Annotated in this window: 11 protein-coding genes; 1 reads left to right on the forward strand and 10 read right to left on the reverse strand. The window is 55.3% G+C overall.

The window, feature by feature from the left end; all coding sequences use genetic code 11:
• Positions 1-286 precede the first annotated feature (286 nt).
• From fba to MUB23_RS05525, 6 genes are all read right to left on the reverse strand, one after another.
• Positions 287-1,150 (reverse strand): class II fructose-1,6-bisphosphate aldolase, encoded by an 864-nt coding sequence (gene fba / locus MUB23_RS05500; protein WP_244799339.1) that lies wholly within the window; start codon positions 1,148-1,150, stop codon positions 287-289.
• 109 nt (positions 1,151-1,259) lie between these two features.
• Positions 1,260-2,549, reverse strand: coding sequence for a homoserine dehydrogenase (locus MUB23_RS05505; RefSeq protein ID WP_244799340.1), 1,290 nt, complete (start codon positions 2,547-2,549; stop codon positions 1,260-1,262).
• A gap of 114 nt (positions 2,550-2,663) precedes the next feature.
• A complete protein-coding gene (locus MUB23_RS05510; RefSeq protein WP_330641816.1) occupies positions 2,664-3,389 on the reverse strand; it encodes a nucleoside phosphorylase in 726 nt (241 codons plus the stop codon).
• The gene (locus tag MUB23_RS05515; protein ID WP_330641792.1) at positions 3,311-4,006 is read right to left on the reverse strand and encodes a TetR/AcrR family transcriptional regulator; all 696 of its coding nucleotides are present in this window, start codon (positions 4,004-4,006) and stop codon (positions 3,311-3,313) included. Before MUB23_RS05515 ends, MUB23_RS05510 begins: the two co-directional genes overlap by 79 nt.
• Positions 4,007-4,125: 119 nt before the next feature.
• Positions 4,126-4,902, reverse strand: a complete 777-nt coding sequence (locus MUB23_RS05520) for an SDR family NAD(P)-dependent oxidoreductase (RefSeq protein WP_244799342.1) — start codon at positions 4,900-4,902, stop codon at positions 4,126-4,128.
• A gap of 26 nt (positions 4,903-4,928) precedes the next feature.
• Positions 4,929-7,739, reverse strand: a complete 2,811-nt coding sequence (locus tag MUB23_RS05525) for an oxidoreductase (RefSeq protein WP_244799343.1) — start codon at positions 7,737-7,739, stop codon at positions 4,929-4,931.
• A gap of 185 nt (positions 7,740-7,924) precedes the next feature.
• On the opposite strand from MUB23_RS05525, the gene MUB23_RS05530 reads away from it, so the two are divergent.
• Positions 7,925-9,454: a PucR family transcriptional regulator gene (locus MUB23_RS05530; protein WP_244799344.1), complete on the forward strand. Its 1,530-nt coding sequence runs from the start codon at positions 7,925-7,927 to the stop codon at positions 9,452-9,454.
• A gap of 73 nt (positions 9,455-9,527) precedes the next feature.
• Here the strand turns inward: MUB23_RS05530 and MUB23_RS05535 are convergent, their stop codons facing one another.
• From MUB23_RS05535 to MUB23_RS05550, 4 genes are all read right to left on the reverse strand, one after another.
• Positions 9,528-10,898, reverse strand: a complete 1,371-nt coding sequence (locus tag MUB23_RS05535; protein ID WP_330641793.1) for an MATE family efflux transporter — start codon at positions 10,896-10,898, stop codon at positions 9,528-9,530.
• A gap of 242 nt (positions 10,899-11,140) precedes the next feature.
• Complete coding sequence (gap, locus tag MUB23_RS05540) at positions 11,141-12,163, reverse strand: type I glyceraldehyde-3-phosphate dehydrogenase (RefSeq protein ID WP_244799345.1); 1,023 nt, start codon at positions 12,161-12,163, stop codon at positions 11,141-11,143.
• A 91-nt stretch (positions 12,164-12,254) separates the two neighbouring features.
• Positions 12,255-13,169 carry an RluA family pseudouridine synthase gene (locus MUB23_RS05545; RefSeq protein ID WP_244799346.1) on the reverse strand — a complete coding sequence of 305 codons (915 nt, stop codon included), beginning with the start codon at positions 13,167-13,169 and terminating at the stop codon, positions 12,255-12,257.
• 11 nt (positions 13,170-13,180) lie between these two features.
• Positions 13,181-14,119: an AEC family transporter gene (locus MUB23_RS05550; protein ID WP_244799347.1), complete on the reverse strand. Its 939-nt coding sequence runs from the start codon at positions 14,117-14,119 to the stop codon at positions 13,181-13,183.
• Positions 14,120-14,169 lie beyond the last annotated feature (50 nt).

Below are 14,169 nucleotides of genomic sequence, written 5' to 3' on the forward strand. Positions count from 1 at the left end.
GGAAAAAAATAAGAAGTATATTTTAAGGATGTTTGCTACACCCTTTCCATGTGGCTGCAATTTGATTTTTCCGTATGGAACAGCATACAGACCTCGGTCAATGTTCTGGCCATCCTCCTCATGGTTTTACTGGTCTCATCGGCCGTATTCGGGGTGATGGGAGTCATTTCCTGCCACAAACAAAAAGATTCGATATCATAAAAACGAAGGCTGGCTGAAAAAGAATTTCCTACAAAACAACAATCGGGGGAGTGCCAAGCACTCCCCCTGATCCATTCCATCGTTTTTACGCTTTTCCCACTGATCCGAACAGGGTCAGTTTTTCTTTCACTTTTGCCTTGATGGCTTCCGCGCCGGGAGCCAGAAGCTTTCTCGGATCAAAGCCCTTGCCCTCCAGATCCTTGCCGGCCTCGATGTATTTGCGGGTCGCTTCCGCGAAGACAAGCTGGCACTCGGTATTCACGTTGATCTTCGCCACACCAAGGGAGATCGCCGTTTGAATCATATCCGCCGGGATGCCGGTGCCGCCGTGGAGCACCAGAGGCATATCGCCGACTTCTTTTTTGATATTTTCCAGGATATCGAAACGCAGTCCCGGCCAGTTCGCCGGATATTTGCCGTGGATATTGCCGATGCCGGCCGCCAGGAAATCAATCCCCAGGTCCGCAATCATCTTGCACTCCTTCGGATCCGCGCACTCGCCCATGCCGACCACGCCGTCTTCCTCGCCGCCGATGGCGCCCACCTCTGCTTCCAGGGAAATCCCCTTGGAGTGGCAGACTTCCACCAGTTCTTTCGTCTTTGCGATATTTTCTTCGATCGGGTACTGGGAGCCGTCAAACATAACGGATTTAAATCCGGCGTCGATGCACTTGTAGCAGTGTTCATAGCTGCCGTGATCCAGGTGCAGGGCCACCGGCACGCTGATCTTCATCTCTTCCAGCATTCCATTTACCATGCCGACAATGGTCTTGTAACCGGCCATATATTTTCCCGCGCCTTCCGATACTCCCAGGATGATCGGGGACTGAAGCTCCTCCACCACCTGCAGCACGGACTTGGCCCACTCCAGATTATTGATATTGATCTGGGCGACCGCATATTTTCCTTCTCTTGCCTTCTGAAGCATCTCTGCTGCTGAAACAACCATGTTAATCTCCTCCCGTTCTTTCCGACTGTCCTCGGAAGCCGACACCGGACCGCTCTGCTGCGGCGCAGCATCACATCTGGTTTATTATATCATAAAAATACGACATACGTCAATACACGCGGATGCAGCTGGCGATTTCCCGCACTGTGGAAAGGCTCTTCAAAACCGTCATGGCGTCCTGGAATCCGGACTCTTTGACCTGATCCGTGATGATGACCAGCTCGGCGGTTTCCGCCTGTCGGCTTTTGCTTTTCTGCACGACCTGGGCAATGCCGACGCCGTTATTTCCCAGCACGCTTGCGATACCGGCCAGGACGCCGGGGCGGTTGGCGGCCCGGATCCGAAGGAAGAAGCGGCTGACCGACTCTTCAATCGGCTTCACCGTAAGCTGCTTGTAACAACTGCATCCGACTCTTCCGCTGCACCCGTGAATCAGGTTGCGGATCTCATCGATGATATCCCCCATCACGGCGCTGGCCGTCGGCATCTCCCCGGCCCCGCGGCCCATGAACATCGCGTCGTCCACCGCGTCGCCGTGGACAAACACCGCGTTAAAAGAATCCTTGACCGTGGCCAAGGGGTGCTCCGCCGGAATCAGCATCGGATGGACCTTTACCTCAATGCCGTCCCCATCGTTCCTCGCCACGCCCAAAAGCTTGATCTCATAGCCGAACTCATGGGCATAGCGGATATCCTTAGAGGAAATCTTCGTGATTCCCTCGGTGTAAACCTGGGAGAAGGTCACACGGGAGTTAAACGCCAAGCAGGCCATAATCGCGATCTTTCTGCCCGCGTCGTAGCCTTCCACATCCGCGGTGGGATCCGCCTCGGCATAGCCCAGCTCCGTGGCCTTGGCCAGCGCCTCCTCGTAATCCATGCCTTCGTCGGACATTTTGCTCAAAATATAATTGGTGGTGCCGTTGACAATTCCCATGACCTCGGTCAAATGATTGCCCGCCAGGGACTGCTTTAACGGACGGATGATCGGGATCGCTCCCGCCACAGCCGCCTCGAACTGCAAATCGCAGGAATTGGCATCCGCCGCTTCCATCAGCTCCCGGCCCCGCTCCGCCAGCAGGTCCTTATTCGCCGTCACCACCTGCTTGCCTGCATTCAAGGCTTCTATAATATAAGTCCTGGCCGGTTCAATGCCTCCCATCAGCTCCACCACCAATTGGATTTCCGGATCCTCGATGATCTCCTTCCAGTTGTCGGTCAAAAGCTCTCTCGGTATGCCCGGCCGGTCTTTCTTCACATCCCGGACCAAGATCTTGCAGATGGAAAGGGCGGCTCCGGCCTTTTCCACCATCTCATTCTCCAGGCTTTTCACCAGTTTATATACACCTCCGCCCACTGTCCCGATGCCGAGCAGCGCGGCTTTGATCGTCCTGTTCTCCATTTCATTCCCTCCTGCACGTTCCAGCCCCATTGTGCGGGGAAGCCGGAATCTGCTTTTCACTATAGCGCAAAACAGAAAAGAAGTCAACGAAAGCCATTCCTCAAAACGCTGCTTCTAAAAAGAAAAAGCGGCGGCGCATTCCAGGGCGATCGTCAGATAGCGGTCGCCGGAATGAATTCCATAATCCGTCAAATCCCTGGGCTCCCATTGGGCTGCGTCCAGATTGTCTGCGCCGAATAAAAACTGCATCAGCGGGATCCCCCGAAATCTCCCAACCGCCAGGGACGCGGAGCACTCCATCTCAACCGCAATGCAGCCCTGCTCCTTCCTCTCCGCAATCCTTTGGGCCGTCTCCCGATAAATTCCATCGGTCGTCCAGGTCTTCCCGGCGACATAGGGAATCCCGTGCTTTTCCAGACATGCTTTCAGGATCCGGAGACACCGGGGATCCGCCTCGATTTCCTCTGCGCCGGGCAGATAGTGATAACTGGTTCCCTCATCCCGGACAGCAGAGGAGGGGAGGATCAAGCGATCTCCCACGGCGTCTTGGTTTAAAACGCCGCAGACGCCAAACTGAACCAGTTTTTTCGCACCCATGGCAATGACCTCCTCTAAACCGGCCGCACAGGCGGGCGCGCCGACCCGCGAAAGAAAAAGCCCGATCTTTTTCCCGGCATAGCAAGTCTCATAGACCGGAAGGCTTCCGTTCGCCGTGCAGAGTTCGGCAATGGCCGAAACTGCATTCCTCTCCGCATAATTTCTTATGATTCCCTCGGAAAATGTGGTGATGCAGACCTCTGGGAAGCCGGGAACCGGTTTCGTCGTATCGCCGGGGTTGATAAATGCGGTCTTCTCCTCACTAAAATGCTGAAAAACAGTTGCCATCGGATTCCCTCCTTACCAATATCGCTCTGATTTCCCGAAGCATCCCGGCCGACCGGCATCAGTTTGCTGTACATTCGGATCCCCTGATAGGAAAATACGATCAGGTCAAAGACTGCCTGCACATCCACATCGGCAAATTCCTTCCGGCCGACGCCGTATTGGATCAGCTTCTTCCAGGCCCGAAAGGAGGCCTGATACTGTTCCGCCAGCGGATTGTCCTGGGCCGAGTTTTCCTTCCTGCTGTAATACTCATAGATGGCGACGCTCAGGGAAGACTGGCTGTCGGTCATTTCCTCCCGGTAGCGTTCCAAAACCTCATCCAGAATGCTGACGGCGGATTGGTCTCGTTCTATTTTTGCATTTATCTCGTCTTCCTGGCTGCTCATAAGATCACGAAGGATCTCCTGAAAAATCTGCTGGGTGCTCTCATAGTGGCAATAGAGCCCGCCCCTGCTCAGGCCGGATACTTCGCAGACGTCCTTCATGGTCACATCCTTGAAGCCTTTCTCGGCAAACAAAAGGGCGGCTTTTTCTTTGATCCACTTTCTTGTCTCGATTCCTCTCTTATTCATAAAAAATAGGAACATCCGCCGGCACCATGCAGCCGGCGGATGTTCCTTCTATATTTTATTGTGACTTCGCTTTTTCGAAACCGCGTGGCTTCCCTGCCTGCCGCACGCTCTATCCCGTTTTACACGATCGCTCCCCCGCCGTCCACAACGATGAATTGTCCCTGGACATAGCTGGAAGCGTCGCTGGACAGATACAGGACCGTTCCGTTCAGCTCTCCTTTATTTCCAGGGCGGCCCGCCGGGTTCATCGCGGAGTAGCCCTGTAAGAATGCCTCGGACTTAAACAGAGTCCCCGCCGTCATCTCCGACTCAAAGAGGGCCGGGCCGATAGCGTTCACCGTGATTCCATATCTCGCATAGGAGCAGGCCATTCCTTTCGTCAGGCCGAGCACGGCGGATTTGGACGCATTGTAAGAATGGCGGATGAAGGTATCGTTCTTGTCGGCGATCACGGCGTTGACCGATGCGATATTCACAATCTTTCCGTAGCCCCTCTCCTTCATCTGCGGCACCACGTATTTGGACACGAGAAAGATTCCCTTTACGTTGGTGTCGAAGGACCGGTCCCACTCTTCCACAGACATGGAGTCCACGCCGCCGCGGACCGCGACCCCTGCGTTGTTCAGCAGGATGTCAATGTGTCCGAATTCCTTTAAAACTGTCTCGACGGCAGCCTGAACGCTGTCCTCTTTTGTGACGTCACAGCCCACCGCCAGGATTTTCCGGCCGGTCTTTTCGAGTCCCGCCTTCACCTCGTTCAGTTTCTCCACACGTCTTGCCAGCAGCGCCACATCCGCTCCGGCCTCTGCATAGGCCAAAGCCGCGTCCGCGCCCAGACCGGAGCTCGCCCCGGTTATCACCGCTACTTTTCCAGTCAGATCAAATAAATTTGCCATATTGGACTTCCTTTCTTCTCTCATCTTTAAACGCGCCCGGTCTCCATGAACGCGGTCCTGTCGTAGCGCCCGGTCAGGAGATACGGAATAATGGCGTCCGCATCCAGGTTTTCCGCCAGGTTCAGCTTGTGAACAAGCAGGCTGTTCTTGGAATAAGCCCCTCCAATGATCGTGTGAACCGGCAGCTCGGCCCAGGGATCGTCCACGCTGGACTCCAGTGTCAATTCAGCAAATCCAGGCTCCCAGGACTGATAATTGTATTCGCACTGGTTCATCAGCAGAGCTCCGTTTCTGAAATGGGACACGCCGTTCTCATCGGGCTCCCGGTCAAAGTGGAAATAAAAGCCGCCGCCAAAGGTCTGCTTTCCGGCCGCCGGGGCCTGATAGAGGACATGGGTCAGAGGGCTGTTGTACTCGCCGATCTGCAAGGCGGCGTTCACAAGCTGGGTACCCCGGCGGGTTACACCGGCGGTCACCTGGTTTCCTTCCCGTCGGATCACGAACTCCGCTCCCAGCTTCTTCGGAATACTGCCGTTGTCCCGGCCGCACTGCACGGCCATCTCAGCTCCGGGCCCTCCCAGCACCAGACCCAGGGGGTACAGGCCCAGGTTCTTCCCGTAGGTGGCGTACACGCCAAGAATCGCCTCATAGTAGTCGTCGGCAAAGGAAGGCTTGCGCACATGGCAGACCGAGAGAGTAACCACCGGCATCGAAAACGGCGCCAAAGGCGGCGGAAGAAGTCTTGCGATGGCAGCCGGGTCCGTCAGATAGGCCAAATACAGCCCCTCCTGCTCATCCATCAAGGATACCTTGCCGAAATTCGGCAAATCCTCCTTTGGAACCAGGAAACTGGGAGCTTTCTTTTCCGCAAAGAGCTCTCTTCCGGCTTCATATCCGGTGCGGACCGCCGGGGCAATGGTCCCGTCTTTCACCGCGCTTCCGACCACCTTCACCTCCACGCCTTTTTCTCTCAGCGCATCGGCTAGAGCATGGTCCGGCCGAAAGCCCAGGGACAAAATTACAGCGTCAGCTTCCAGCGTTTTACTCTCATGGCTTTCCACCTGTTCCAGCGTCACGCCGTCCGGGCGGATTTCCTTTAAAGCGTGGCCCAGCAGGAAATTTGCCCCGTATTTTTTCAGGCGGCCGCAGACATCCATCACATTGGTGTGATTGGCGCCCGGCGCAACCGCGTTCAGCATATCCACAACCGTAACCTGATTTCCTCCGGCGGCCAGATATTCCGCCGTCTCCAAACCGGTCAGCCCTGCTCCAATTACCGCGAGACGCTTCCCGGACAAAACCACTTTCCCGGTCAGCACCTCCTCAATCGTATGGACATTATCCCCATGGATTCCAGGAATTTTCCCCGGTATGACCGAGGCGGATCCGGTGGCGATGATCACGGCGTCCGGACGGCAGTTCATCACGCGCTCCACCGTGGCTTCTGTGTTCAGCATCACTTCCACGCCAAGACGGCCGAATTCTTCTTCATAATAATCCGCCACCCACTGCATCCGCTCTTTCAGAGGAGGCTTCTTGGCCAGGTTGACAGTTCCTCCCAGTTCTTCCTTCCGGTCCATCAGCGTCACTTTGACGCCCCGGAGAGCCAGTGTCTGCGCCGCGCACATTCCGGCGGGGCCGCCGCCCACCACCACAACGCGGTGTCCTTTGGGATCATAGGGCAGTTCGGCGTATTTCCTTTCACGGGCCAGCCGCGGGTTCACCGCGCATTCCGGCGGCATCCCGGCCGCATTGTACTCGTTTAAACTCTCAAAGCAGCGCAGGCAGGAAATACATTTCCGCAGCTCCCTCTCCCTGCCTTCCTGCACCTTTCTGCCCCACTCCTCGTCGGCCAGCCAGGCGCGGCCCAGGGAGATAAAATCTTCCACGCCGTCCTCCAGGAATTTTTCCGCCGTCTCCGGCTCCCGGATGGCGGACACGCCGATGACCGGAACCTTGACATGGCTCTTCACCACGGCGATCATCTCCCGCCGCCAGCCTTGTCCGAAGGACACCGGTTCCACGCAGGTCATCCCCGTCTCATAGAGGCCGCAGCTGACATCCAGGAAATCTATCCCCGCCTGCTCCAAGGTCACGGCGATTTTAACGCCGTCCTGAATATGAATATAGTCCTCGGTCACGCCGGTCTGATCCAAAAATTCTTCCACGGAAAGGCGGACGCCAATCGGGAAGTCCGGACCGCAGGTCTCCCGGATTCCCTGGATGATCTCCGTCACGATCCGAAGGCGGTTTTCAAAACTTCCGCCGTACTCATCTTCCCGCTTATTGGTGTAAGGGGACAGGAACTGCTGCAATAAATAGCCGTGGGCCGCGTGGAGCTCCACCCCGTCGCAGCCTGCTTTCTGAACCCGGACCGCGCCGTCGATGAACTGGCAGATCAAGGCTTTGATCTCCTCCGTGGTCAGAGCCCTGGTCTCCTGCTGTACATATTTACAGGGAATCGGGGACGGCGCCACCACAGGCTGGCCTCCGATCAGAGCGGAAACCGTCTCGCGCCCTGGATGGTGCAGCTGAATGAAAATCTTTGTTCCATGTTTATGTACCGCCCCGGCCAGCCGGGAAAGCGGCTCAATGTGGCGGTCCTTGGTGACGGAAAGCTGGCGGAGAAGTCCGGCTCCGTGGACGTCGTTCACCCGTGTGATTTCCGGCAGGATCAGCCCGGCGCCCCCGATCGCCCTCGCCTCATAGTAGGCGATCATGTCCTCCGACGGCGTTCCGTCCAGATTCGCAAGGCCGATCCCCATCGGGGACATGACCAGCCGGTTTTTCACCGTTACCGTTCCGATTTTTCCCGGCTCAAATAATTTTTCGTACATTTTTCTACCTCCTGCATTCCTCTGGCGCTTCCCTATCGTGTTGTTATAACCTTATATAATTTTCTTTCATTTTTCAACGTGCATCGTGAATGATAAATAATTGACATTTCGTGCACCATGCACTATACTGAACCCAAAAGAGGTGCAGCGCTTGCTGCCGGGCGGCGAAAACCAGAGGTGTGCAGATGACATTTTCCCAGTTGGTTCAGCAGATTGGCAAGACACAGGAAATCGAAACTTTGTCCCAGGAAATCGACGGAGACCTTCAAGACGTCGCTCTGATCGACGGGATGCAGGAGCACTACCACAAGAATACCCTCTATTTTGGTTATGACAACCAAATCAAGGCCGGTTCCCCTCTCCCTCCCCAGTGCATCCTGGCCCGTTCCTGGGATCCGGACACACCGGACGTGTTTCCCACAGGTGGAGTGAACCTTGCCCTGGTGGAGTCCCCAGCACTGTTTTCGATCTTCAATCAAGCGAAAGTCCGGGTGGAAGCCACGAGAAGCCGGGGCCTATACGAAGAACTGACCGCTCTGGCGGATGAGACCCGCTCCCTGGAGGCTGTGCTGAACGCCGCGGCCATCCGCCTCGGAAATTCTCTGGTGTTCAATGATACCACCTTCAAAATCATCGCCAGCTCCACGTCCATCCCGGTGGTGGATCCCCTCTGGAAGGAGAATATTAAGCAGGGCTATTGCAGCTATGAATTTATCCAGACGGTCCGGGAGCTGGAGCCTTTAAGGAACATGACTTCTTCCACGGAAGCCGTGGAAGTCACCTGCCCGGAATCGCCCTACCGGAAACTCAGCTGCAAGGTCTTTCACAACAGTGTGCAGGTCGGTTTCGTGCTGATGATTGAAGGGGAAACCTTATTCTTGCCTTCCCACCGGGAGATGCTGCGCTCCGTCAGCCATGCTCTCAGTTACATCATCGACCGGTATCATCCGGAACTGCATCAAGGCGCCAGCCTCTACCAACAGTTTCTCTACGACCTTTTGATCGGAGCGCCCTCCGATGAAATGCTGGCCCGCCTGAACGGCATCGACTTTCCGCCCCGCATGTTCGTTCTCTTCCTCCAACCGACCCAGTTTCTGGGCCGCAGGCATTTAAAGGAGCAGGTGACCCAGCGGATCAAACAGACCTTTCCGGGAACCCATGTGACCTACCACAAAAACGGCGTCGTGGCCCTGGTTCCCCTGAGGCAGACCGTAGAGATTCTGCCGGAGCATCTGGCGAGTTTAAAGGAATTCTCTCAAAGCGAGCATGTCCGAGCCGGTATCAGCAATGCGTTCTCCCATATCGAAAACTTCGTCACCCACTATGAACAGGCCCACGCCGCCATTGAGCTGGGGCAGAAACTGGCTCCGGACGAAACGGTCTGCCGCTACCTGGACTACCAAATCTTCGACCTGTTCTCGGAAGTTAAAAATCCAGATTCCCTCGGCCGTTTCTGCCACCCGGCCCTGGCACTCCTGCGGCAGTATGACCATAAAAATAACACACAGTTCTATCAGACCCTGTGTGTCTACCTGGAATGCGGCGGCAGCATCAAGCTGACTTCCGAACGGCTCTTCATCCACCGGAACTCTCTGGTCTACCGGATGAACCGAATCGCCGGGGTCTGCCAGATCGACCTGGAGGACCCGGACACCTGCCTACTGCTGCGGATCTCCTACTTCATCGACCGGTATAATGGTTTGCAATCCTTTTGAGAAATAAATTTTGAAAAAAGCGGGAGAGCCATCCGATGGCCTCCCGCCTGTTTGTTATGAAAAAAAGTCAAAATCACTTTGCTTCTGTCCCCCAGGGTATCCCTTTCAGCGCCTTTCTCAGGAACAAAATGGAGAGAATCAAGGAGACAATCTCCGCCAGGGGAAACGCCAGCCAAACCGCCTCCAGATTTCCGGTTTTAGACAAAAGCCAGGCAATCGGCACCAGGGCCAGAAGCTGGCGGCCCAGAGAAATCCAAAGACTGTACATGCTCTTTCCCAGGGCCTGGCACGCGGAGCCGCTGATTACGCAGAACCCGGCGACCAGGAAGCTGAGAGAGATGGTGCGCAGGGCGGGCACGCCGATCGCCAGCATATCCTCCGAAGCGTCGAAGGCCTTTAAGAGCAGGTCCGGCGCCAACTGGAATACGGCAAAACCGATCAGCATAATCCCCACGGCATAAAACATACTGTACTTGATGGTCTTGTGCATCCGATCCCTTTTCCCTGCGCCCAGGTTAAAAGCCACAACCGGCACCATGCCGTTGTTCAAGCCGAAGATCGGCATAAAGAAAAAGCTCTGGAGCTTAAAGTATGCGCCGAACACGGCTACCGCCGTGGTGGAAAACGCAAATAAGATCTGGTTCATCGCAAAAGTCATCACCGACCCGATGGACATCATCAAAATCGAGGGCACGCCGATCGCAAGGACCCGCAGGGAAATCTGTTTCTGCGGGCGGAGATAATGCCTTCCAAACTGTAAATCCGGGTTCTTCTTGAAGTTAAAGAAGACCGCCAGGGTCCCGGCCGCGCACTGCCCGATCACCGTGGCCGCCGCTGCTCCGGCCACCCCCAGCTTTGGCATGCCAAACAAGCCGAAAATCAGAATCGGATCCAAGATAATATTGAGCACGGCTCCTGTTCCCTGGGTGATCATGGCGTAGAACGTCCGCCCGGTGGATTGAAGCAGGCGCTCAAATGTCACCTGAGTAAACAATCCGAAGGAACAGATGCAGCAGATTTTCAGGTAAGCTGCGGAGGGCTCCCGGATCGTATCGACCCCGGTTTGGGTCGATACAAAAAAGTCCATCGCAAAAATTCCCAGCAGGATAAAAATCCCGCATCCCACGGCATTCAAAAAAATCCCTTGCCCGGCGGTCCGGTTGGCCCGGTCAAAATTCCGCTCCCCCAGTGACCGGGACAGCAGGGCGTTCATGCCGACTCCGATTCCGGAGCTGACCGCAATCATCAGGTTCTGCATCGGAAAAGCGATAGACACAGCCGTCAAGGCGTCTTCACTGATCTTTGAGACAAAGACGCTGTCCACCACATTGTAAAGGGCCTGGACCAGCATCGAAATGATCATCGGCACCGACATGGAGAGCAGCAGCCGGTTCACCGGCATCACGCCCATCTTGTTTTCCGTTCCTTCTTTTTGTACTTCCACTCTGATAAATCCTTCTTTCTACTATAAATGATACCTGTTTCGATTGACAGGGTATCAGTATAAAAGAATAAAAAATTTATGTCAAGCGAATTCGGGAAAGAAAAACAGCTTCCCAACCATCCACTGTGCTTCGCCTGCCGGGCAAACACAATTGATGATCAAGAAGCTATTTTTTATTGAAACCGTATCGAAAACCGGGAACCGCTGATCCTATGGCTCCGCCAGATCAATGCCTGTGCTTCTTATTTATCCCCGCACACTTCCGCCATGTGGGCCGCCAGATCCAGCACCTTGTGGCTGTAGCCCCACTCGTTGTCATACCAGGCGATCAGCTTGACAAAGTGATCGTTCAGCATGATGCCGGCCGTCTCATCCAGAATGCAGGTATGTACCTCGCCCAGCATATCGGAGGAGACCACCTCGTCGTGAATGCAGGTTACAATCCCCTTCATGGTCGTCTCGGAAGCCTCGCGGACCTTCTCGCAGATCGCTTCATAGGTCGTGCCGGTCTGCAGGCGGGCCGTCAGGTCTACCACGGAGACATCGTTGGTCGGCACGCGGAAGGACATTCCGGTCAGCTTTCCGGCCAGGGACGGGATCACCAGGCCGCAGGCCTTCGCCGCGCCGGTGGTGGAAGGGATGATATTGTCAAATACGGAACGGCCTGTCCTCCAGTCGCGGCCGGCGCGGGCATCAACAGCCTTCTGCTTTGCCGTACAGGAATGGATCGTGGACATCAGACCTTCCTCGATTCCGAAATTGTCGTTTACGATCTTTACCAGAGGAGCCAGGCAGTTGGTCGTACAGGACGCATTGGATACGATATTGTACTCCGGCTTGTACTCCATGTGGTTGACGCCCATCACGAACGTGGGCATGACCTTATCTTTCGTAGGAGCCGTAATGACGACCTTCTTCGCCCCTGCTACCAGGTGAGCGTTGGATTTTTCCACCGTGTTGAACGCGCCGGTCGATTCAATGATGTACTCTGCTCCACACGCCTTCCAGGGAATCTCGGCGGGATCGGTCTCACTGTATACCGGAACCTTTTTACCATTCACAAGGATCCCGTCCTCCGCGGCTTCCAGAGTGCCATGGAAACGGCCAAAGATCGAATCATATTTCGCCATATAAACCATGTGCGGAATGTCGGCGTTCCGCAGATTGATGCCGCAGAGATTGAACTCCTCGCTTCTTTCCGCCAGGATCCGGAAAATGACTCGGCCGATTCGTCCAAATCCATTGATTCCTACTTGAATTGCCATACTTACTGTCTCCTTTAATTGCCTCCCAAATTAACAGCGAACCTGTCTAATATCATCATACCATATTTTCCCGAAATGTCATCTGTTTTTCCTAATTTTTTCTAGCAAACTCTTTCAGAGCCGAAAGAGTTTCCTCTCCCGGAACCAATTCCCGCAGATCCGCCGGAAGAGGGATTTCCCAGGAAAGCGGGGCTCCGGTAAACGGCTGGAAAAGCGCCGCCGCCGCCGCGTGAAGGGCGGCCCGGCCCAGGCCGGATTCCTCGGTTCCATACAAAGGATCGCCCAGAAGCGGATGGCCGATGGCAGCCATGTGAACCCGGATCTGGTGGGTCCGCCCGGTCCATAGGAGAAAGGCCACGAGCGAATAGGTTTTGTATTCCCGCACCACCCGGTACTCGGTCCGGGCCGGTTTTCCGTCCGCGCAGACCTGCATCCGCATTCCTCCCCCCGGCATCCTTCCGACCGGGGCGTCGATCGTTCCTTCGCTCTGCTGGGGCCGTCCCAACACAAGCGCCAGATAGACTTTCTGGAACCGGCCATTCTCTCTCTGCCGCGCCAGGCGGAGCGCCGCCGCCTTATGCTTTGCAAAAACCATCAGTCCCGAAGTATCCCGGTCCAGACGCCCGATGGAGTGAAGGTGGGAGAACCCCTGACCTTCCAGACAGTTCAGCAGAGAATCGGCGTAGTGTCCGGGAGACGGGTGGACCACAACCCCGGACGGTTTATTCACAGCCAAGATATCTTCATCCTCATAGATCACAAAAACAGCGCCCTCAGCCGGGACAAGAAGGCATCCCCCGGTCTCCCGGAACGTCACACTCAGACAGTCGCCTTCCCGCACAACAACGTCCGTCCGGACCCGTATTCCATTCAGCAAAATCCCATCCGGCTGGAATTTTAAGCTGCGGATCTGCCTTGCCGAAAGCGCCAGGCTGCTGTCCAGAATCCATCCAACAGTCTTTCCTGCTTCGCCTGAGGAAACGGCATGGTCTAATTTTCTCTCCACCCTGCCCTCCTTTAACACAAGAACTGGTAGAACGCCGTCATCACCGGCATCGTCACAATGCACAAGATCACCGACATTACGTTAATGGATCCCGCGATTTTGGCGTCTTCGATGCTTTTATATAAGTTAGCAATCTGCGTTACCGCCACCGCTACCGGGGCGCTGACCGCCAGCATGGTGACCAGGAGGACACTCTTGATCGTTTCATCCCCCATGGTAATCCCGGAGATCCGTACGCCGAGGATAAAGAGCGCCGGACAGGCCAAGAGCCTTGCCCCACAGACCAAATAGTTTTTCCCGCGCCGGAACACTTCCTTTAAATCGGAATCCGCCATCAGCATCCCGATCAGAAACATACAGACCGGCCCAATGATCGCTCCCACATTGTCCACCGTGGTCGCCAGGATAGAGGGCAGGGGAATCCTCGCCACAAACAAGGACAAACCCACGACGATTCCGACGATGTTGGGATTCGTCACGATTTTTTTCCAGCCCCCGTTCTCGCTTCCTCCCATCAGCCAGACGCCGTGGGTCCAGATCAGCACGTTTTGGGCCGCGATGAACGCGCAGGTGTAAAATACAAATTCTTTCCCTAAAAGAGCGCTGACCAGCGGAATCAACAGGTTCCCCCCGTTGGAATAAATCATGGAGCTGCACTCAACGGCAGATAATCCCAGAGGCTTTTTCACCAGATGCCCCAACAGAATCAGAACCACCTGGGCGGTAATCGCTGCCACAAACGCAACCACAAGGCCGTGCAGCTTATCCGCGCTGAACTCAATCTGAAAGGCGCTGATAATCATGCAGGGGCAGGCCAAATAGACCGTAACCGCCGAGAGCACATTGCTCTGCTCCGAGCGGAGTATCTTCTTTTTCACCAAGGTAAATCCCATCAATACCATCAGGGCCATGGACAAGATCTGTTTCATCAACAAGTAACTTAATTCCATCTCTCTTCCTCCCGCCTGCCGCAGATAAGGCACAGCGAATCTATTATACT

The sequence above is a fragment of the Cuneatibacter sp. NSJ-177 genome (assembly GCF_022867805.1).
Taxonomy (GTDB): domain Bacteria; phylum Bacillota; class Clostridia; order Lachnospirales; family Lachnospiraceae; genus Pseudolachnospira.

What these genes read in the sequence shown, in the direction of transcription:
- fba (WP_244799339.1), bottom strand. Translation starts at nt 1,150, where the DNA reads ATGGTTGTTTCAGCAGCAGAGATGCTTCAGAAGGCAAGAGAAGGAAAA.
- MUB23_RS05505 (WP_244799340.1), bottom strand. Translation starts at nt 2,549, where the DNA reads ATGGAGAACAGGACGATCAAAGCCGCGCTGCTCGGCATCGGGACAGTG.
- MUB23_RS05515 (WP_330641792.1), bottom strand. Translation starts at nt 4,006, where the DNA reads ATGAATAAGAGAGGAATCGAGACAAGAAAGTGGATCAAAGAAAAAGCC.
- MUB23_RS05520 (WP_244799342.1), bottom strand. Translation starts at nt 4,902, where the DNA reads ATGGCAAATTTATTTGATCTGACTGGAAAAGTAGCGGTGATAACCGGG.
- MUB23_RS05525 (WP_244799343.1), bottom strand. Translation starts at nt 7,739, where the DNA reads ATGTACGAAAAATTATTTGAGCCGGGAAAAATCGGAACGGTAACGGTG.
- MUB23_RS05530 (WP_244799344.1), top strand. Translation starts at nt 7,925, where the DNA reads ATGACATTTTCCCAGTTGGTTCAGCAGATTGGCAAGACACAGGAAATC.
- gap (WP_244799345.1), bottom strand. Translation starts at nt 12,163, where the DNA reads ATGGCAATTCAAGTAGGAATCAATGGATTTGGACGAATCGGCCGAGTC.
- MUB23_RS05550 (WP_244799347.1), bottom strand. Translation starts at nt 14,119, where the DNA reads ATGGAATTAAGTTACTTGTTGATGAAACAGATCTTGTCCATGGCCCTG.